The following is an 18,069-nucleotide window of genomic DNA, read 5'->3' as shown; positions in this document are numbered from 1 at the left end:
CTAATGTTTCTCAAGAAGATAAAGATAAAGCTTGGGAAAAATATAAACGAAATTTATTTGAAAGTATGGGGATTAGAAAAAAAAGTGTTTAATTATTTTGTTTTGAATATTTGCTTAGAAAACATTCACTTTAAACTAAGACAGGAATTAAAAAATGAAGAAACAACAGAAGGCGCAACCTGTGATAAATAGGAAATTTAAGAGTAAAAATGTTATTTAATAACTGACCATTAAAAAAATATAGTAAAAAATAGTAGTGATGTGTATAAATACACACTCAATGAATAATGTTAGGATCTTCATCTAAGATAACCAAATCGCCAGGACGTGAAGGCCTATACAATGGATTATGCTCTATAAGCTCACTAAGCAGATTATCTTTTTCATCATATAATCTAATGCGCCTATATTTCCCACTAATTCTACCCCTCCAACTCCATGTTCCAGTTTCACTTGTTGCAAAATCCATTTTTATAGTCATACCATTTGGTAATTCCATAATATCTAATTCATCATCACCAACACGTGTTAACATATTCTCTCATCTCCTTTTTTTATGAATCATTCTTCAATAAGAAAATCTTTAAATTCAGGATTGTCTTTAATCCATATACGTAACTCGTCTACTTCTTCATCAGGAGTATAACTTTTTTTTCTACGTTTACTAAATTTCCAAGCTAAATCATCATCCATCAAACCAATTTCATCAAGAAACATAGCATGATCATAATACAATCCTCTTCTTACAGAATAGCATATCCATGGAATTTCCCCAGGATATTTTTCTAATTCTTTACTTTTAGCTTCTATTGCAGCAAAATTAACAGCATCATATACTTTGAATCTATCATCCGTAATTTCCATATAAATTTTCTCCTCATATCAATAAAATTGTTGCCTCATGATGGAAATAATCTACTTCTAAAACTATGAATTTTTGATTTTTAGGAAGTAAAAATTCGTGTTCATGAGTATTAGAAGTAGCTGTGAGTCTCACACCATCATTTTTAGCATTCATAGCAATACCTTTTTGTCCTTCGGGAGCCAATATTTTCAACATATACCTCCCATCATCATGAAATCCTTTTGCGGATCTTTCTTGGAAAGAACATGACCCATATCCTTCAAATGAAGATATGTCTCCTGGTCTAAGAAGACCACTAAAAGTATCGCAGGCTCTGAATATTGTTGAATCGTTTTGAATATTTGCTTAGAAAACATTCACTTTAAACACTACTTAATTTTTCTTTAAATATCTATTTAAAAGGTTTATATCTCCTCTTTAAAAAACTTTGTGAGGACATAATTATTTACACTTAATTATGGATGAGGTTTCCTCAAAATCAATGAAAATTATCATTATTCTAATGTTATTTTTCAATAATTTTGAGGACATCATTTTTTAGGCAAAAAATCCCTTAGGTTTCCTCACCACCTCAGGTAGAATCCCTTGAATTTTTCACCATACAACAGTGAATTCACCAGGTTCTCGCTTTGCTTTACAATCAAATCTGAATAGCTTAGCGTTTCATCACCATATGTAACTGTTGAAAATACTTTTGAGAGAATCTTTTCAACGATTAATTTTCTAGCTTCCAATTTAATCGTGTTGTTTCTTTTGTCCATGTCATCAAGGGCGACCTGCTTTCTGTTGATTAGGCTGATGACTGTCTTGTCCACTATCTGCTGCCTGAATGGCTCTATCAGGTCAAAAGTCAGGCTTGTCCTATTGTCCATGTCAAAGTGAAGCAGTCCGCAGTATGGATTCAACCCATTTACAAGTATGCTTTTGGTTATCTCGCTTGCAAGTATAGCATATCCATAGTTAAGCATCGAATTTAGCAGGTCTGTTGGCCTTTTGGTTCTTGATTCAAAACCTATTTCCTTTGAAACAAAATTCTTAACTCCTTTCCAGTACTCATTTGATGCCTTTCCATCAAGACCCATTATCTTCATCCGCACTGACTCATTGTCTCCATTTAGGGACAGTTGATTCAATTGACTTATGATTTCTTCAATTTTTAGCCTGTTGTCATAGACTCTTTTTAGCCGTCTATTCTTGTTTAATGTTGTCAGTGTGGCCTTCTGGTTTTTCATCTTTGACATTATGAGTTCCCTTGATATTTCAAGACCTCTTCTGTTTTCACTTAACCTATACTGCTCTTTTTTAAGTTTCACGTTTCGCCAGTGAGGAGATTCCAATGTGTATGTGAGATGCCCCCATGGATTGATTGCTATCAGTTTAATGTTCTTTTCGGCCATCAGATTCAGTGCATCAAAGGTTACATAGCCTTTTCCAACAATGGTAATGTCAGTTATTTCATTTGCTTTAATTGAATCGATTATTTGATCTTTTTCATGTATGGCAATCTGATTATCTTTTTTGTGGATGGATTTGCCATATCCGTCTATCACTAACTTCATTTAATACACCCTGTACAAATCATTATCGAATTTGATTTCACGGCCGCATTTCTCCTTTTTTGTAAAGCAGCTCTGACAGATTGGAACTATTAGGACACTGTCGGTTTGTTTGACTATTTTTGAAATGTTTTCTGTCAATGTTTCACGTTCACCATTTTCCAAATCTCCTGCATATAATAATGGTTGAAGTTTCCTAAGTCCATAACGCTGAAGTGTTCTTTCAATATTTTCCCGATTGCCTTTGAATTTGCAATCAAAACTTACTATAGTGTACATGAATTAATTTATATTTGCCAGAGATGTTAATGTTCATTTTCCTAAAATAGAAAACTTTACATAATATGTTTCATCGAAAACAATTTAGTGTTGAAATTAAAAAGAGAGGATCAAAAGGATTAAAATTATGATATTTTGATTTTTGTAGATGCATCACATATCATTGCATTAATTATCGAAAAGGACCAATGGCATGAAGATGCAATTAAACTGTTTGATATGTTAAAATATATTTTTTTAGTTTCAGATGTTGTTCTGAAATTTTCATTTTTGAATTTTCAAAAAATCAAATTAATACTTTTTACCTAATTTTTTATTACAAAATCAAAATTTGAAGAAATCACCATTTTGAAACCGCTTGATGTATATGTGTTAGTCAACTTTCAACATTTCTCCTGAAACTCCCAAATTAGTCAAATTTTATATATAAAGAAAACGTATATTTTATGTAATAATATACGTCAAAAAAGAAAAGATACGAAGTCTTTATATACTAAAAAAATTAATAGTATAACAAGGGTTAGGTATAAAATTTTAGGAGATGGAAAAGCTTATGATTGAGGTTGATGAGCTAACAGACTACCTAGATGAATACTTAGAGGAAAAACAAGAGGTAAAAAACTTAACTGAAGAAACAATCCGCAAACAAACATTCAACATATCCAAATTCATAGAATATTTGGAAACAGAAGGCATTGAAGAATTAAACAGTGACAATGTTAAAAAGCAACTTAGAAAATACCGTCGCCACTGCTTAAAACAACGTGGTAACAAAAGGACCACTGTCAAAACATATATGATGAACATTCTGGAATTCATCAACTCAGAAGACGTTCAGGAAGAAATCCAGCATGATCCTATCAAAATGAAGGATATCATAGAAGTTAAGGCAGAAGACCCTGAAACAGCCAAGAAAAGAATAGAGAAGATATCTCTGACATGGCAGCAAAGCGATTTCTTTTTAGATACAATCCATCAAAGCGGAAATGCAAGAGATTATGCGATTTGCAGAACATTCATTGATTCCGGCATGAGGCTGAAGGAACTGGTTTTATTAAACAAGGATGATATTCAGGTACCTCAGGATGAAAACGGCTTCTATATCCTTCCTAATGACACAAGTGAGTTTATTGATGTTAATCTAAGAGCAGAAACTACAAAAGGGGAATTGAAGGACAGAACAACATTTATTACATTCGATACTCTGGTAAGCCTTAATGATATGATGATGGATCGTATCACAAAACTCAGAAAAAACACTCATGATGTCTATAGACCCGTTATTCAAAGAAACAAGGCTGCCATTGAAGCTACACGTGAAGAACTTTTCACTAACATCAAAGGCAAAAGAATAGGAAAGCGTGGGGTTCAGGATATCGTGAAAAAACATGCACGTGAATGTGACAGGAGAATAGAAAGTGAAGGTATAGACTGTCCTGTAAACTACAGCAAAAACGTCAGCGTTCACATATTGAGACACACTGCACTGTCCCATTATGCCGAAATACTTACAGTTGCTGAGGTCCAGTCCATTGCGGGCCATTCAAACTCTCAGACAACAGACAAGTATATCCACATTGACCGTGAGCAAATGAAACAGAAATTAAAGCTCAATTCACAGAGATTTGCCGCTTAATCAGTATAATAATGGAATTACTTTAAATATCATAGAAATCTAATATTATATTATATAATTTGTTATGTGTTTTTATGAGTTTTAAGGGAAAAATTTTTATATTGATGGCTTTTTCATTTTTCATTTTATTGTTGGGGGCTTGCCCATCATCTGTTAGTGATAATAGTGATGATTTGCATGTTATCATCCCCCGCAACAATGAATCTGACATGATTGGATGCTGTTCTATAGTTCTGCAGCTGAATGACACTGATTCTATAATGTCTTACAGGCGGGATTCCAATTTGGATGCCAATGTGCGCATAGAAAATGTAAACTGGCATGGACATGACGCCATTAAGCAATACAAAACAGAAAATAACTATTTTTGCCATGTTATCATAACCAGTGACGGTTGGGTTATTGGACTTGGCGGGACAGATGACGGTATCGATAACCAGATAGCCGAAAATATAACTGCCAATATGATTAATGACAACAATACAATCTCCAAGGCCGATTTGACAAAGATTAAAAAGCTTAAGGAACCATATGGAAAGGGCCATGTGGTAATCAAGGCACCTAATGGAAATTATGGATATGCAACAGTAGATAGCCTTAAAGTCTCAAAACTCTCTCCAGGACAGTTCATTTCCATTCCAAATGATTTTCAGTACTCCAGAGGTGATAACATATCTCTGGATGTTAAGGATAAGATTGGTGCAATCAATAATCTGTCCAGATCTGACTTGTATGGTCTTGACAGACGTGAAATCATTACCTATGACATCCATACAGGTAAAACTAACAATACTACAGACATTTACGTTTCAAATGAGGATGGCGGTCTTGTAGGAGTGAACAATTCCATCTATATTGATAATATATATGTCAATGGCACTTTTGTTAATGCAACCGAGATTCCATTGGCTCCCGATTACAAAAAGATTGGTTCAGTGACTTTCAAAGACAAAAACATGACAATTGATAAACTGTTCCATCAATTATTTTTGGGAAGATAATATCTTCTGCAGTTTAGTGAATTATAAGATTTATTAATTTTAAAATTCAGCGCTGAAAATTAAAAAAATTCATGAAATTTATTAAAAAACAGCAAAATTTGAAGAAAATACTATATTTCAATAGCTTGATATATATGGAGCTAGTGATTTATGACATTTTCTTAATATTACTTGAGTATTAGTGGTAAAATATGTACATTACAGTTTTCTGTATTTACAGAAATAAGATATAAATATATAATCCATATTTACAGAAGTATGGAAATATAGTAAATATATATTATTACTATTACTACCAGTATCTGTAAATATCTATTAATAGTTATAATAGATATTATAGTTAAATACCTACTTTACCTACTATTATATATTTACCTATTAGTATATAAAGTGGGATAATATACGGAAATACTTTTCCGACTAGTGTAATATTACACTAACAAGAATTTTACTAAAAATAACGCTTTTGCATTATTTATAGACAATATTGAAGAGAATACTTACTTGCCTATATTTAATAAGCAACCATTGACTGTTTTATGATTATCTGATTTCAACACCATTTCCATCATGTCAATAAAGCTCGAAGAATCCAAAAAAATTATAAAATTTATTAATTTTTATGAAATTTTTTAAATTTTTTAATTTCCAACATTAACATTAACGTCTGGCATTTTCAAAACTGACCTACATTAACTGCTACATATATATGGGCTTAACTAAACAGACTATTTTCGACAAATTTCTATCGTTAATGTAAAATTCATTCGTCAAAAATCATGTCTTTTGCAATTTCAGCAGCAGATTCTACCATCTTCGGACATAATTCCTTAAAGAGATTATGTTCAACTGCATACTCGACACCCTCTTTAGTTGAAATGTCACATTCAAGAAGGTCACGGCAAATGTATGATCCGTTAATTTCTGCAAACCTGTCCAAAAATGTTACACAGGCCTCATTGCTTTTGGCCTTGTCGTCACCATACTTGAGCCCGAATGCCATCAGGGCACCGGTGCAGGCTCCGCATACTTCAGCCTTACGCATTCCGCTTCCAAAACATGCCCCAATTTTCAACGCCTGTTCTTTTGGAAGGCCAAACTCTTCGCTGAAGGCAGCAAAAACTGCCTGTGAACACACATATCCGTTTTCAAATAGGTTAACAGCCTCTTCAACATATTTCATATTATATAATATTTTCATGATAATATATAAATGGAATTGAAAAATTAAGAAGTTGAACTATATGTTTTGATGAAATATTTCAGTTCAATCATTAACAATTTTAAACAAGAAATATTATAAAGTTATTTTAATTTTAGAATAGTATAAATAGTATTTACAAATAATATTATAATATAGTAATTTATATCTATAAAATATTAAAAGAGGGTTATATGAGTTTAAGACATAAGATTTTTATTTTGGCTATTGTTATATTGTTTTCATCCCTTATTGCAGTAAGTGCAGGTGAAAACGAATTTGTCGTACATGACATACAATCTATTTTACAGGACAATGATGTTGAGGACATGACAGGATGCTGTTCAGTATTCCTTCAGGAAGACGGTGCAAATGCGATGATGGCATTCAGAAGGGATGCAAAAAGTGCTGACGACATATACATTGAAAAGGTAAAATGGCATGGAAAGGATGCAATAAAACAGTATAAGAAAACAGGAGGCTATTTCTGTCAGGTCATCATTACCAGTGACGGATGGATGATCGGTTACGGCGGAACTGATGACGGTCCCGACAACCAACTGATTGAAAATATCACAGGGGAGATGATTGAAAAGCACAATGCCATCACAGAAGACGGCCTTGCCAAAATAGAGGAAATCAAAAAGCCTTATAAAATCGGACATGTCGTAATCAAGACTCCTACCGGAGACTATGGCCTTGCAACAGACAAGGGGCATTTCACCGGAAAACTCAAACCTGGCGAATATATCTCAATGCCTAACAGATATACCTACTTCAGGTCAGGAAATATCACATTCAACTCCTCTTCCGACAAAATAAAGACAATGAACGAACTGGCAATCACTGACGGTTTTGGACTCACAAGAAGGGACGTCACAACCTTTGACTTTGACGTGACCAATGAGGCAAACATAACCAACATGTACATTTCAAACGATGACGGTTCAACACATGCAATGGCCTGCCGGGACATGTATGACAATGTCATATTCAACGGAACTACGGTTAACGGTGAGGATATTCCGATAGCTCCTACATACAAGAAACTAGGAAACATGTCATTTGACAATAACTATACCGATACAACATCTATCGGATATAAGCTGTCAACAATAATATTCTATACGGTAACTGCCGTTGTTATTGCAGTTATTGTTTTCGGTTCTTACCAATTCGTCAAAAAGATGAGACGTGGCAGAAGGCGCAGAGGACAACAAAGTCTTTACAGACAGAACCAAAACAACAGACGTTTCAAACGTTAAATTTAATAGCTGGCTTTTATGCCAGTTTTAAACTATTTTTTTTAAAAACCCAGTAAAATTTTAATTCCTATCAGAATAAGGATGACACCACCGACTATCTCAAACTTGTCTCCAACATAATTTCCTATCTTTTTGCCTATATGGATTCCTGCTACGGTGAATGCAAAGGCAACAATTCCGATTATTGCAGCTGAGATAAGTATGGGATCATTTAAAAGGGCAATTGTAATGCAATTGCAAGCAGTGTAACTTCCCTGAATGAAAAATAGTCGTTCACTTCCTCTCCGTCGCTTCCCAGGCTTTCGCGAATCATGTTTGCACCGATTGCAACAAGAAGAATAAAACCTATAATCGGGGCAAGTGATGTTACAACGGATGCTATCACGTTTCCGCAGAAATATCCTATTATCGGCATGAATGCCTGAAATCCTCCGAAAAACAGAGCGTAATACAATATCTGCGAATTTGTCAAATCCTTTTGGGTGAAACCTTTTGTCATTGAAACGCTGAATGCGTCCATCGCAAGTGCGACGGCAACCAAAAGTGTAGATATGAAACTAAACATTAACTAATTTTTTATATAATCATTTATTTAAATCTATTTGAATTGACAATATTCACCATATTATTGATTATTTGATAGATATTTCATTCAAATTAAATTATAACGAATGAACGATGCTTAAAATAGATTATAATAGAATAATTTATAACTTCTTAAATATTAAATTAATATTATATATGGGGAAATGAGGTGCATTATGTTAAACAATTTTTTTAAGTTGGATGAAAACAAAACGGACTTTAAAACTGAAATCGTTGCGGGCATAACAACATTCCTTGCAATGTCCTACATTTTAGGAGTAAACCCAGGAATGCTGTCCCAAACGGGCATGTCTCTTGAAGGTGTGTTTATTGCAACTGCTCTTGCATCGGGTATTGCATGTATTTTAATGGGGCTCATATCCAATTATCCTGTCGGTCTTGCTCCTGGTATGGGTCTGAACGCATTATTTACATATACCATTGTGCTCAGTATGGGACTGTCATGGAATGCAGCTCTTGGCGCGGTATTCCTATCAAGCATAATTTTTCTGCTGATTACTGTAATAGGATTGAGGGAAGCCATTCTAAATGCAATTCCAGATGATTTGAAACTGGCAATAGGTTCAGGAATAGGTTTCTTTTTGGCATTTTTAGGTCTTGTAAATGGAGGAATTGTAGTGTCAGATCCGTCAACCGTCGTTTCATTGGGAAACATGGCTTCACCACCGGTACTGCTTGCAACAATAGGCATCATAATCACATTGGGATTATATGTACAGAAAGTCCCTGCCGCAGTATTTTTCGGTTTGATTGTAACTGCAATTATAGGCATTATCTTCACTTTAATAGGATTTACAACCCCCGATACTGCCCTGCCGGCAATTCCAAAAACATGGATTTCATTCAATCTCGACTTCAGCGTATTTGGAGGATTCATCTCCGGATTTGGAGAGCTGTTCAAAAACATTCCGTCATTGATTCTTATTTTATTTTCAATGCTTTTCGTTACATTCTTTGATACAACCGGTACTCTGATTCCCCTTGCAAAAGAATGCGGATACGTTAACGAGGATGGAAGCACAAGAGGAATCAACAGGGCATTTATCAGTGATGCAATTGGAGGCATCATCGGAGCAATATTCGGATCAAGTACCGTAACAGCATATGTTGAAAGTGCAACAGGCATAGGTCTTGGTGGAAGAACAGGAATTACAGCCATTGTTACCGGAATTCTTTTTATTATTTCAGTATTTCTCTCACCAGCAATTTTATCCCTCTTCACATCATCCGTTACTACAGCAGCAATGGTTACTGTAGGTATTCTAATGTTTGTTCAGATTAGGGATATCAATTGGGACAGCCTTTCAACCGTTGCATCTGTCTTTATAACCATTATCATGATGTTAATGTCAAATTCAATTTCCCTTGGTATTGCTTTCGGTTTCATTACCTACACAATCACCACTGTTGCAGAGGGTAAATATGATGAATTGAGCCCGCTTGTATGGGTAATGTTTGTCGTGTTTTTATTTTATCTTTTCTTCAAATTATAGGGTATTATTCCTCTATTTACCCTATATCTTTATATATCATGTTTTTCAAATATTTTCATGTCAATTGTATATGAATACAATTTAAACTGAGGTGAAAAATATGAATAAAAATAGAATATTCGCATTTTTTATTCTGCTTGCACTTCTATTAACTTGTGTTGGTGTCAGTTTTGCATCAAATGACTTCGACGGTTCATATGTAAATGACGCATCAGTTGACGATAGTCTTGACATCGATGATTCCGATTTGGAAGATTTGATGGTTGATGACGATTCGGATATTGATGATGACGATTATATGGATGACGAAGACATAGATGACGATTCGGACGATGAATATCTCGATGACGAAGACTGGGACGAAGACTCAGATGACGAATATCTCGATGATGACGATTCGGACGATGATTATCTCGATGACGAAGACTGGGACGAAGACTCAGATGACGATTATCTCGATGATGAAGATTGGGATGATGAAGACTGGGACGAAGACTCAGATGACGATTATCTCGATGATGAAGATTGGGATGATGAAGATTGGGATGATGACTCAGACGATGAATATCTCGATGATGAAGATTGGGATGATGAAGACTGGGACGAAGATTCAGATGACGATTATCTCGATGATGAAGATTGGGATGATGAAGATTGGGATGATGATTTCATCGATTTTGAAGATGATGAATACTGGTATGACGATCTCGATTGGAATGACAACTGGACTGAAGAAGGAAACTTTACAGAAGACGGAGTAATATATCACTATCATATACTCGCATATAAAACAGGAAAAGCAATAGGATGTGCATTTGCCGCATCAAATGATCAAACAGAAAAAACCACAGCAAAAGATTCCTCCGACGAAAGCATTCCAGATTCAGAAGATAATGACAAAGCATCTCAAGAAGTCTCATCAAATGCAATTGCAGGTGAAAATACTGCCATTGAAGATTCTTCCAGTAATAATCACAATTCAGTATTGAAAAGTATTGATTTGGGCAATCTGAAGGATTCAGTGGCTAATACAGATACACAAAACACCAGCAAAGTCAATAAGATAAACAATGAAACTGCCGTTCCTGCAGCAAATAACAGTGAATATGGCCTTTTTGCCTTGTTGTTATCATTGCTCGTCAGTCTGGTAGTTATAATCTAAGTGCAATTTTAAGGGAAATATATTTCCCCCTATTTTTATTTTTTTTAATAACTTTTTTATACTATTTTTAATCTAATTATTACTATGAAAGATTTGTTTGATAACTGTTCATTTGGAGAATTTGAACTTAACAGCCGTATCGTAAGAACCGGACTATGGGAATCCCAAAGAGAACCTTCCGGAAATCTTACGCCTGAAATATATAACAGATATGAAAACATTGCGGCAAGCGGTGTCGGATTAATAATAACAGAACTCTTTTCCCTTTATCCGAGGGATGCATTCAGCAAATATTCAAATACCGTAAACTACACCAGATTCGTTCGTGAAGCCCGTGACCTGACAGACCTTGTTCATGTATATGACGTTCCGATTTTTGCACAGTTGGGTTTCGTGAAGTTCAACAAAAGGGCAGAACATAACGTTAAAATAGAGGATATCACAATTGAAGACATTAGAAAAATACAGACTGACTTTATAATAGCGGCTCAGAAATTCGATTATGCCGGCTTTGACGGAATTCAGATAGCTTTGGGTAACTACTACTTTTTAACCAGATTCATAAGCCCATACTTCAACAAACGTGAAGACAAGTATGGAGGCAGCACATTCAACCGCCTAAGGATAGTTCTTGAAATCATAAAAGTAATCAAGGCCAACACAAACCTCCACATAAACTGCCGTTTGAATGCATTCGACATACAGAAGGGAGGAATGACAATTGAAGAGACTGTAGAAATAGCTAAACTGCTTGAACAGCACGGCGTCGATTCCCTTCAGATTACAAGGCCACGCTCACCACAGTATTTTTCACGTGAAAACTACTCAAAAAGCATACTGGCAAATGCCTGCAACAAAATCATCGATGAAGTGGACATTCCGGTCATCATGGGCGGGGGAATAACAAACCAGAAACAGATTAACAATGTTTTAAACAAGACAAAGGTCGATTTCATTTCCATGCAAAGGCCGTTTGTCTGTGATTCAAGCTTTCTTGTTGACTGGCAGATTGAAGGTAACGGCGAGGTCAAATGCAAAGCCTGCAATAACTGCTACTGGAAAAAGACATCAACATGTTTCATTTTCCCTGAAGCAGAATGGAATGTTGACTATTCCTCTGAATAGTTTCTGAACTGTTTTAAAAAGTTGTTAAGCTCCTCTTCGATTTGGGTTAATGTGACGATTGGCTTGTATGAGAGAAGTGAGCTTAAAGCTATTAGAAGTGGGATTACCTCTCCCACATTAACGTTTGAAAATTCCAGATCCTGATATGATATCCTGAAGTTGCCGTTTCTATGCTGGTCGATTCTAAGGCCCTGTGGAGTAAAATTAATTTCCTGTTTTTCTATAAGCTCCCCAAGCACTTCAGCGCCTTCATGAATATCGCTGAATTCCACCTTTTCCTTTTTTAAGATAGGATCTACAAAATCAAAGCGGATATCATATTCGTATTTCGAATATCTGTGTCTGAAATAGTTGTCAACCATCAGATAATTGATAAAAAGCTCATGGTTGTCAATAGAATATTTTTTGTTGTTTAGGATGAATTCCATGATTATTAATTTATAAAAAAAAGTATAAAAAATAATCCCTCTATGGGATTATTCTTCTTGCGGTACGTATTTTCTGATTGAAATCTGCTTGAATTTCCTGATGAAGAATTTTGCCCAGATGTAACCCAGTGTTCCTCCAACAAAACATCCGAATACAACACCGGCATAGATTCCCTGTACGCCCCATCCGAAAATGAAACAGAACAGATATGCAAATACACTTTCCAAAATCAGTGACCTTGCAAGTGTAATTATAAGGGAGTAAGTTCCCTTTCCGACACCCTGAAACATCATTGATGACATCATACCGTGCGGGATTGCAAGCACGAAGAGTGTAAGAACTGACAGCGCTGATGCAATCTGCGGTGCCAAAGCGGAACTTGCTGAGGTATATGCAAATATTGTAGCTATCTGCGGTGCGAATATATACATTATCGCTCCAAGAGCTATTGATATTGCAAATCCTACTTTGATTGAATATGAATGTGCAGTCTGGAGATTCTTGTAGTTGTGCGCACCATATGCCACACCTGCTACGGTCAGTACTGCAGTACCAAGACCTATGAGAGGAATCATACATAACTGGACAATCCTCATTGAAGCGGTATATACAGCCACTGCTGTTGTTCCTGCCGCAAGTACAAGCATACTGTTAATGATAATTGCCAATGCTGAAAACACAATGTTTTCCAGTGTTGATGGAATTGCAACCTGCAGTGTGTCAATCATGATTCTTGATGAGTAGCTGAAGTTTTTAGGAGACAAGTCAAGGTACAGGTCCTTTTTACCCCATATCCAGTAGCTCATTACAAGACATGAAAGTGTTGCAGATATTACGGTTGCCCATGCAGCTCCCGCAATTCCAAGATTCAGTGTGTAGATAAATATAGGGTCGAGAACAATATTCATAATTGCTGTTACTGCTATAGCTATTGTAGCGCGTCTCATATCTCCTTCGGACCTGAATATTGCAGATGCAACACCGGAATATACGAATATGAACAGGAATCCGAAAATGATGTAACTGTAGTCCATTGCATAGCCTATTGTTTCACCTGCACCCATAAACTGAAGAATAGGCACCATGAATGCTTCGATTATTATTGTAAATATTACTGACACGACAATTGACAAGATGATACCGTGCAGTGCTGAGTTGTTTGCCTGTTCGTAGTTCTTTGCACCGATATTTCTTGCAATGAGTGAGTTTGCACCGGCACCGATACCGTTTCCAAGTCCGATTAATACCATAAATAAAGGTGTGATGAATCCTATTGCCGCAAGTGCGTCTGCACCTAATCCTGCAACCCAGATACTGTCTGCAAGGTTGTAGAGCATGATGAGCAGCATTGAAAGCATCATAGGAAGGGCCAATTTTATAATTGCCTTTTTAGGATCACCTGTAATCATTTCAATATTTTTGCTTTTTTTAGCCATTTTCAATCCTCCTGATTCAATTTCATAGTTTTTATAGCTATTTCCTTCAATACCTTCTGAAGCAATTCCTTTTTTATATATCCGTCATCCAAAATCACTGAGTCTTCCCAGTTGTCAAGCACTTTAGTAGATTTTTCAAGAACCTCTTTTCCCTCATCGGTCAGTGCCAGTTTATTCTGCCTTCTGTTGTTTTCATCTATTTGCCTTATGACCAATCCGTTATCTTCCAGCTTTTTGATTGATCTTGCTACGGCTCCCTTGTTGATGCTGCATCTTTTTGCAATGTTTTCCTGATTTATGTCACATTGGTGTGATATTTCAAACAGAAGGTGCAGCTGTGTTGTATTGATGCCCAATTCCGCAATGTTGTGATTGACATACATTGAGTATCCCTTGCCTATCATGTAAAGCAGGTTTCCGACGGGAATCTCCTTGGCATCGGTTCTGTTTAGCTCTTCAAAGGACATTTTATCTTAGGCTGTAAAGTCGTTCAACCTGTCTTCAAACATGTCCTTTTTGACTTCCTTGGTAGTCAGTGACAGTGTTTTTTGAGGTTTGACTGATGCCTCCTCCATATGTTTGAATGCCCCTTCAAATCCGGATGATCCTGCGGTGAGGAAGAATTTCACGTTCTGGAATTTGCCTTCGTTTTTCCTGATGTATGAGTATAGTGGTGTTGCAGGCCTTGATGCCCATACAGGACATCCTAGATAGACCACGTCATAGTCCTCAGGGTTGTATTTCTGGCTTTCCAAATCTATGACTTTTGAGGATATTGCGTCCTTTCCTCCTCTGGCATAACCTATTTTTCCATTGTAGTTTACTTTTGGTATGATTTCTTCTATATCAGCGTCAGTTTTTCTTGCTATTGCCTCTGCAAGTTTTTTTGTAATATCTGTTCGTGAATAATATACGACTAATGATTTCATAACATATTATTATGACTTCATTATATATAAATGTTGCATTGACAACTATTGCATTATCAACTATTGCATTGTCAACAATTAAAATTTCCGAAAATGCTTATTAATTTAAAAGTTGATAAATAGGTATATGGAAAAACGTAAGATAGCAGAAACAATCTCAACACTGACACAGCCTCCAATCATTACAATACCTCTGTTTTTAATAATATGTATGGTGCTGTCATTTGAAAACGGTGCTTTCAGCTTTTCCAAATTCATTACATTGGAACTGATTTCACTGGTATTCACATCACTTCTTCCGATGGCAATTATCCTTCTGTGGGCAAAAAGAATCAACACCGACAGGGACATTTCCAACCGTGAGGACAGGTTCGTTCCCCTTGTTGTCGGAATCGTTTCATATTTCATCGGCGTTCTGGTATCACTAATTTTAAATGCGGACAATTTCCTGACACTGCTTCTTTTATGTTATGCCGTAAACACGGGTGTTGTTCTTCTGATTACCTTCAAATGGAAAATCAGCGTCCACACAACAGGAATAAGCGGACCTATAGCTGCACTTATACTGCTTTTGGGACCTATCGGAGCTGCCTTTGGGGTGATATATCCTATTGTTATATGGTCCAGGGTTCTTTTAAAAAAGCATACCCTTGCTCAGGCAATCTGCGGCGGCGTTCAGGGATTTTTCCTGACAGTTATTGAGATGTATCTCTATATGATCGTCTTTGCCATGCCTATTTATGGTATGGTTTCACTTGTAATGTCAATCCTCTATATACTGGCAATCATAATCACTCCGGTCATTCTCGGCATTCTCAGCTATTCTGCCATAAGAAATACAAGAATCATATTCACCATATCTGAAATTGTGCTTTTTGTGGTGTTTTTGATGTTCATGCCGTTTGACGTTTTCGCTATCTTTGTTCTAATTACATTGACATCAGTCTTAGTCAGCTTTTATGCTGGAGATGACTTTGTCTGGTTCAGGGTCCTGAACTCTTCATAGTCATTGGCCCTCAGGACGTCACATAAAAACTTCCTTTTGACGGGTCCGAGATTTTCAAGATAGTCATGATAATAAGGACCTGATTTAATTTCTTCGTAGTCCCTTTTAATTAACATGAACAGCTCCTCTTTGTATTTTCCTTCAATGCCCATTAAAGCATATCGAGGACCATTGATTTTAAAGGCAAGCAAATCAAACTTATACATATCATACCATTCATTTTTTATAAATATGTCCATTAATTTTTGACCTGCAGGTACGGTATCGAGAAACTTGCTGTCCACGGACTCCGTTATTGATCCCTCATGCTTGCGCCTGACATAGAGATGTTTTTTTATTATTGAAACCCTTTTGGCTTTGAGGAATGTATAGAAAAAGAAAGGCATGTCCTCAAAATAGATGCCTTCGGGAAACTTCGCCATGATATCGCGGAGAAACTGCCTTCTGAATATCTTCTGGGCGGTGCTTACCGATATGTCAAAGAGAAAATCACCGCACTCATGGGGATTGAATATGCGATTTTCAAACTCGTCAGGGAAATTGTCAAGATTAAACCAGCTGTTCTGGCTGTATTCGCCATCATGATATTTGATTATCTGAAAGATGGAAATGTCGGTGTCTTTTGATGTGATTTCACCGTAAGCTATTTTCAATGCGTCCGGACAGTAGAAGTCATCGCCGTCAAGAAACATTATATACTCTCCCTGAGCGACTTCAAGGGCGGCGTTTCTTGATGCTCCGGGGCCCCGGTTTGATTGGCTGATGAGTCTGATTCTTTCATCATCAAATGAGTCAATAATTTTCAGGGTATCGTCGGTTGACCCGTCATTTACAACTATCAGTTCAAAATCAGACAGGGACTGTTCCAGCACGCTTTCAATGGCTTTTCTGATATATCTCTCTTCGTTGAAAACCGGCATGATTACGGATATTTTTGTCATCAGTTAAAAGTAAGATTTTCATTGAATTTAAATGTTTTAAAAAAAAGAAAAAAAAATAAAGTTAAATGATTAAAATGTTTGTGTTCCACTGGTTGGTGAGAGTGAAACGCTTTGAGTATCTATAAGATTACTGCCTGAATCATATAACTTGATTGTTGCATAATCCGGATAGTAGTGATATGCATCTGCACTTGTAATGTAGAGATAACCGTCTGAATGGACGCTGGCAGGAACCATATTACCATGATTCAATGAATTGCCGTCTCTGGAATAGAATATCTGCACGATTACATCTGTTCCTGAATATTCTGTACCTACATAAATCTGTGCATATGTCTTGTCCTCTTCAGCACTGCCTGTTGAAAAGCTTCCTCCCCTGATTCTCATCGACGATGATGCGGGTTTGGAAGATGAAGAAGACTGTGTTGCAGTTTTTTCAGGTTGTTCCTGTGGAGTATTATCCGCTTGCGCGGAATCCTGTCCGGCCGAATTGCTGGTGCTTGCGCTGTCACTTGCCCCTGAGTTTCCTGAGGCGTAAAGGTATATGAATGCACCTGCCAACACCACAGCCACAATAGCCAAAGCTATTATGATTATCTTGGTATTGTTGTTGTCGGATTGGGCGCTTTTACCACTAATCGAATTAATAACAGTTTCATGATCCATAGTTTTTGCCGTAAGGGGTGAACCGCACTTTTTACAAAACTTTGCAGTATCCGAATTTTCAGCATCACAGTTAGAACATTTCATTTGTCAACACCTAAAAAATGTTTTAGATAATACTATTATAGTCACAATCTTTAATAAATATTGTTAAAATTTCCTTATTTGATTCAAATACTTTAACTATGAAAAACAGATATATATCTAATATAATTTTAAATTAAAAAAGGAGTTAATATCATGTATGCAATTTTACTGGCCGGAGGAATAGGCCGAAGGACCGGACTCAACATTCCAAAGCAGTTTTTCCAAATAAAAAAGAAACCGTTCCTTGCCTATTGTATAGACAAGTTTGTACCGATTAAGGAATTCAGAAAGATAGTCATATCCTCCCCGAGGGAATATATGTATGAAACCAGAAACATTCTTGAAAAGTTCTTCCCCGATGAGGACCGTCTGGTATTGATTGAAGGCGG

The 18,069-nt window shown here is 36.2% G+C and carries 22 protein-coding genes and 1 pseudogene; 9 read left to right on the top strand and 14 right to left on the bottom strand.

The genetic code is table 11. The annotated features are described in order from the left end of the window. Window positions 1-192, top strand: a 192-nt coding sequence (locus QZU83_RS09130) for a hypothetical protein (RefSeq protein WP_295611627.1), incomplete at its 5' end; no start/stop codon positions are given. An 85-nt stretch (window positions 193-277) separates the two neighbouring features. On the opposite strand, the gene QZU83_RS09125 is transcribed toward QZU83_RS09130, so the two are convergent. From QZU83_RS09125 to cas2, 6 genes are all read right to left on the bottom strand, one after another. Further along, on the bottom strand, window positions 278-535 hold the full coding sequence (locus QZU83_RS09125; RefSeq protein ID WP_295611626.1) for a hypothetical protein: 258 nt from the start codon (window positions 533-535) through the stop codon (window positions 278-280). 26 nt (window positions 536-561) lie between these two features. Then, window positions 562-864: a hypothetical protein gene (locus QZU83_RS09120; protein ID WP_295611624.1), complete on the bottom strand. Its 303-nt coding sequence runs from the start codon at window positions 862-864 to the stop codon at window positions 562-564. A gap of 13 nt (window positions 865-877) precedes the next feature. Next, entirely contained in the window at window positions 878-1,060 is a 183-nt protein-coding gene (locus QZU83_RS09115) for a hypothetical protein (protein WP_295611622.1), read from the bottom strand. Next, complete coding sequence (locus QZU83_RS09110) at window positions 1,054-1,221, bottom strand: hypothetical protein (protein ID WP_295611619.1); 168 nt, start codon at window positions 1,219-1,221, stop codon at window positions 1,054-1,056. Before QZU83_RS09110 ends, QZU83_RS09115 begins: the two co-directional genes overlap by 7 nt. A 207-nt stretch (window positions 1,222-1,428) precedes the next feature. After that, entirely contained in the window at window positions 1,429-2,424 is a 996-nt protein-coding gene (gene cas1, locus QZU83_RS09105) for a CRISPR-associated endonuclease Cas1 (RefSeq protein WP_295611616.1), read from the bottom strand. Next, on the bottom strand, window positions 2,425-2,700 hold the full coding sequence (cas2, locus tag QZU83_RS09100; RefSeq protein ID WP_295611613.1) for a CRISPR-associated endonuclease Cas2: 276 nt from the start codon (window positions 2,698-2,700) through the stop codon (window positions 2,425-2,427). A 553-nt stretch (window positions 2,701-3,253) separates the two neighbouring features. Between cas2 and QZU83_RS09095 the strand changes: the two genes are divergently transcribed. After that, window positions 3,254-4,336, top strand: a complete 1,083-nt coding sequence (locus QZU83_RS09095; protein WP_366925384.1) for a tyrosine-type recombinase/integrase — start codon at window positions 3,254-3,256, stop codon at window positions 4,334-4,336. Window positions 4,337-4,410: 74 nt separating this feature from the next. Next, a complete protein-coding gene (locus QZU83_RS09090; protein ID WP_295611608.1) occupies window positions 4,411-5,337 on the top strand; it encodes a hypothetical protein in 927 nt (308 codons plus the stop codon). Between the two features lie 763 nt (window positions 5,338-6,100). Here the strand turns inward: QZU83_RS09090 and QZU83_RS09085 are convergent. Next, window positions 6,101-6,520, bottom strand: coding sequence for a C-GCAxxG-C-C family protein (locus QZU83_RS09085; protein ID WP_295611605.1), 420 nt, complete (start codon window positions 6,518-6,520; stop codon window positions 6,101-6,103). A 212-nt stretch (window positions 6,521-6,732) separates the two neighbouring features. Here QZU83_RS09085 and QZU83_RS09080 point away from each other — a divergent pair, with 212 nt between their 5' ends. Further along, a complete protein-coding gene (locus QZU83_RS09080; protein ID WP_295611603.1) occupies window positions 6,733-7,803 on the top strand; it encodes a hypothetical protein in 1,071 nt (356 codons plus the stop codon). Between the two features lie 41 nt (window positions 7,804-7,844). Here the strand turns inward: QZU83_RS09080 and QZU83_RS09075 are convergent. Next, window positions 7,845-8,218: pseudogene (locus QZU83_RS09075) on the bottom strand (manganese efflux pump). Between the two features lie 346 nt (window positions 8,219-8,564). Between QZU83_RS09075 and QZU83_RS09070 the strand changes: the two are divergent. The 3 genes from QZU83_RS09070 to QZU83_RS09060 all read left to right on the top strand — a co-directional run bounded on the left by QZU83_RS09070 (window position 8,565) and on the right by QZU83_RS09060 (window position 12,189). Next, on the top strand, window positions 8,565-9,902 hold the full coding sequence (locus QZU83_RS09070; protein ID WP_295611600.1) for an NCS2 family permease: 1,338 nt from the start codon (window positions 8,565-8,567) through the stop codon (window positions 9,900-9,902). Window positions 9,903-10,002: 100 nt separating this feature from the next. After that, window positions 10,003-11,064, top strand: a complete 1,062-nt coding sequence (locus tag QZU83_RS09065; RefSeq protein WP_295611598.1) for a hypothetical protein — start codon at window positions 10,003-10,005, stop codon at window positions 11,062-11,064. A gap of 84 nt (window positions 11,065-11,148) precedes the next feature. Next, window positions 11,149-12,189: a tRNA-dihydrouridine synthase gene (locus tag QZU83_RS09060; protein WP_295611595.1), complete on the top strand. Its 1,041-nt coding sequence runs from the start codon at window positions 11,149-11,151 to the stop codon at window positions 12,187-12,189. Here QZU83_RS09060 and QZU83_RS09055 read toward each other — a convergent pair. Genes QZU83_RS09055 through QZU83_RS09040 form a run of 4 tightly spaced genes read right to left on the bottom strand, consistent with a single transcriptional unit; the run spans window position 12,174 to window position 14,983 of the window. Then, window positions 12,174-12,617, bottom strand: coding sequence for a hypothetical protein (locus QZU83_RS09055; protein ID WP_295611593.1), 444 nt, complete (start codon window positions 12,615-12,617; stop codon window positions 12,174-12,176). The genes QZU83_RS09060 and QZU83_RS09055 overlap by 16 nt on opposite strands. A 48-nt stretch (window positions 12,618-12,665) precedes the next feature. Continuing rightward, on the bottom strand, window positions 12,666-14,054 hold the full coding sequence (locus QZU83_RS09050; RefSeq protein ID WP_295611590.1) for an MATE family efflux transporter: 1,389 nt from the start codon (window positions 14,052-14,054) through the stop codon (window positions 12,666-12,668). A gap of 2 nt (window positions 14,055-14,056) precedes the next feature. Further along, entirely contained in the window at window positions 14,057-14,521 is a 465-nt protein-coding gene (locus QZU83_RS09045; protein ID WP_295611589.1) for a MarR family winged helix-turn-helix transcriptional regulator, read from the bottom strand. Between the two features lie 6 nt (window positions 14,522-14,527). Then, the gene (locus tag QZU83_RS09040) at window positions 14,528-14,983 is read right to left on the bottom strand and encodes a flavodoxin (RefSeq protein WP_295611586.1); all 456 of its coding nucleotides are present in this window, start codon (window positions 14,981-14,983) and stop codon (window positions 14,528-14,530) included. A 127-nt stretch (window positions 14,984-15,110) separates the two neighbouring features. Between QZU83_RS09040 and QZU83_RS09035 the strand changes: the two genes are divergently transcribed. Continuing rightward, entirely contained in the window at window positions 15,111-15,989 is an 879-nt protein-coding gene (locus QZU83_RS09035; protein ID WP_295611584.1) for a hypothetical protein, read from the top strand. Here QZU83_RS09035 and QZU83_RS09030 read toward each other — a convergent pair. Both QZU83_RS09030 and QZU83_RS09025 read right to left on the bottom strand, forming a co-directional pair. Further along, window positions 15,941-16,930, bottom strand: coding sequence for a glycosyltransferase family 2 protein (locus tag QZU83_RS09030; protein WP_295611581.1), 990 nt, complete (start codon window positions 16,928-16,930; stop codon window positions 15,941-15,943). The two genes, QZU83_RS09035 and QZU83_RS09030, sit on opposite strands and share 49 nt — an antisense overlap. Window positions 16,931-16,999: 69 nt before the next feature. Beyond that, the gene (locus QZU83_RS09025) at window positions 17,000-17,680 is read right to left on the bottom strand and encodes a zinc ribbon domain-containing protein (protein ID WP_295611580.1); all 681 of its coding nucleotides are present in this window, start codon (window positions 17,678-17,680) and stop codon (window positions 17,000-17,002) included. A 153-nt stretch (window positions 17,681-17,833) separates the two neighbouring features. Between QZU83_RS09025 and QZU83_RS09020 the strand changes: the two genes are divergently transcribed. Further along, window positions 17,834-18,069: 2-C-methyl-D-erythritol 4-phosphate cytidylyltransferase (locus QZU83_RS09020; protein ID WP_295611577.1), on the top strand; the 236-nt coding region annotated here is incomplete at its 3' end.

This window comes from uncultured Methanobrevibacter sp. (genome assembly GCF_902771435.1).
In the GTDB taxonomy this organism is placed as follows: Archaea; Methanobacteriota; Methanobacteria; order Methanobacteriales; family Methanobacteriaceae; genus Methanocatella.
Note: the sequence above shows the minus strand (reverse complement) of the source record. Positions and strands in the feature narration are given on the sequence as shown.

Bases quoted from the DNA above. Each gene is read 5' to 3' on its own strand.
- QZU83_RS09070 (WP_295611600.1), top strand. From the start codon at position 8,565: ATGTTAAACAATTTTTTTAAGTTGGATGAAAACAAAACGGACTTTAAA.
- QZU83_RS09045 (WP_295611589.1), bottom strand. From the start codon at position 14,521: ATGTCCTTTGAAGAGCTAAACAGAACCGATGCCAAGGAGATTCCCGTC.
- QZU83_RS09065 (WP_295611598.1), top strand. From the start codon at position 10,003: ATGAATAAAAATAGAATATTCGCATTTTTTATTCTGCTTGCACTTCTA.
- QZU83_RS09030 (WP_295611581.1), bottom strand. From the start codon at position 16,930: ATGACAAAAATATCCGTAATCATGCCGGTTTTCAACGAAGAGAGATAT.
- QZU83_RS09025 (WP_295611580.1), bottom strand. From the start codon at position 17,680: ATGAAATGTTCTAACTGTGATGCTGAAAATTCGGATACTGCAAAGTTT.
- QZU83_RS09080 (WP_295611603.1), top strand. From the start codon at position 6,733: ATGAGTTTAAGACATAAGATTTTTATTTTGGCTATTGTTATATTGTTT.
- QZU83_RS09035 (WP_295611584.1), top strand. From the start codon at position 15,111: ATGGAAAAACGTAAGATAGCAGAAACAATCTCAACACTGACACAGCCT.
- cas2 (WP_295611613.1), bottom strand. From the start codon at position 2,700: ATGTACACTATAGTAAGTTTTGATTGCAAATTCAAAGGCAATCGGGAA.
- QZU83_RS09095 (WP_366925384.1), top strand. From the start codon at position 3,254: ATGATTGAGGTTGATGAGCTAACAGACTACCTAGATGAATACTTAGAG.
- cas1 (WP_295611616.1), bottom strand. From the start codon at position 2,424: ATGAAGTTAGTGATAGACGGATATGGCAAATCCATCCACAAAAAAGAT.
- QZU83_RS09115 (WP_295611622.1), bottom strand. From the start codon at position 1,060: ATGTTGAAAATATTGGCTCCCGAAGGACAAAAAGGTATTGCTATGAAT.
- QZU83_RS09120 (WP_295611624.1), bottom strand. From the start codon at position 864: ATGGAAATTACGGATGATAGATTCAAAGTATATGATGCTGTTAATTTT.
- QZU83_RS09050 (WP_295611590.1), bottom strand. From the start codon at position 14,054: ATGGCTAAAAAAAGCAAAAATATTGAAATGATTACAGGTGATCCTAAA.
- QZU83_RS09085 (WP_295611605.1), bottom strand. From the start codon at position 6,520: ATGAAATATGTTGAAGAGGCTGTTAACCTATTTGAAAACGGATATGTG.
- QZU83_RS09055 (WP_295611593.1), bottom strand. From the start codon at position 12,617: ATGGAATTCATCCTAAACAACAAAAAATATTCTATTGACAACCATGAG.
- QZU83_RS09090 (WP_295611608.1), top strand. From the start codon at position 4,411: ATGAGTTTTAAGGGAAAAATTTTTATATTGATGGCTTTTTCATTTTTC.
- QZU83_RS09110 (WP_295611619.1), bottom strand. From the start codon at position 1,221: ATGTTTTCTAAGCAAATATTCAAAACGATTCAACAATATTCAGAGCCT.
- QZU83_RS09060 (WP_295611595.1), top strand. From the start codon at position 11,149: ATGAAAGATTTGTTTGATAACTGTTCATTTGGAGAATTTGAACTTAAC.
- QZU83_RS09040 (WP_295611586.1), bottom strand. From the start codon at position 14,983: ATGAAATCATTAGTCGTATATTATTCACGAACAGATATTACAAAAAAA.
- QZU83_RS09125 (WP_295611626.1), bottom strand. From the start codon at position 535: ATGTTAACACGTGTTGGTGATGATGAATTAGATATTATGGAATTACCA.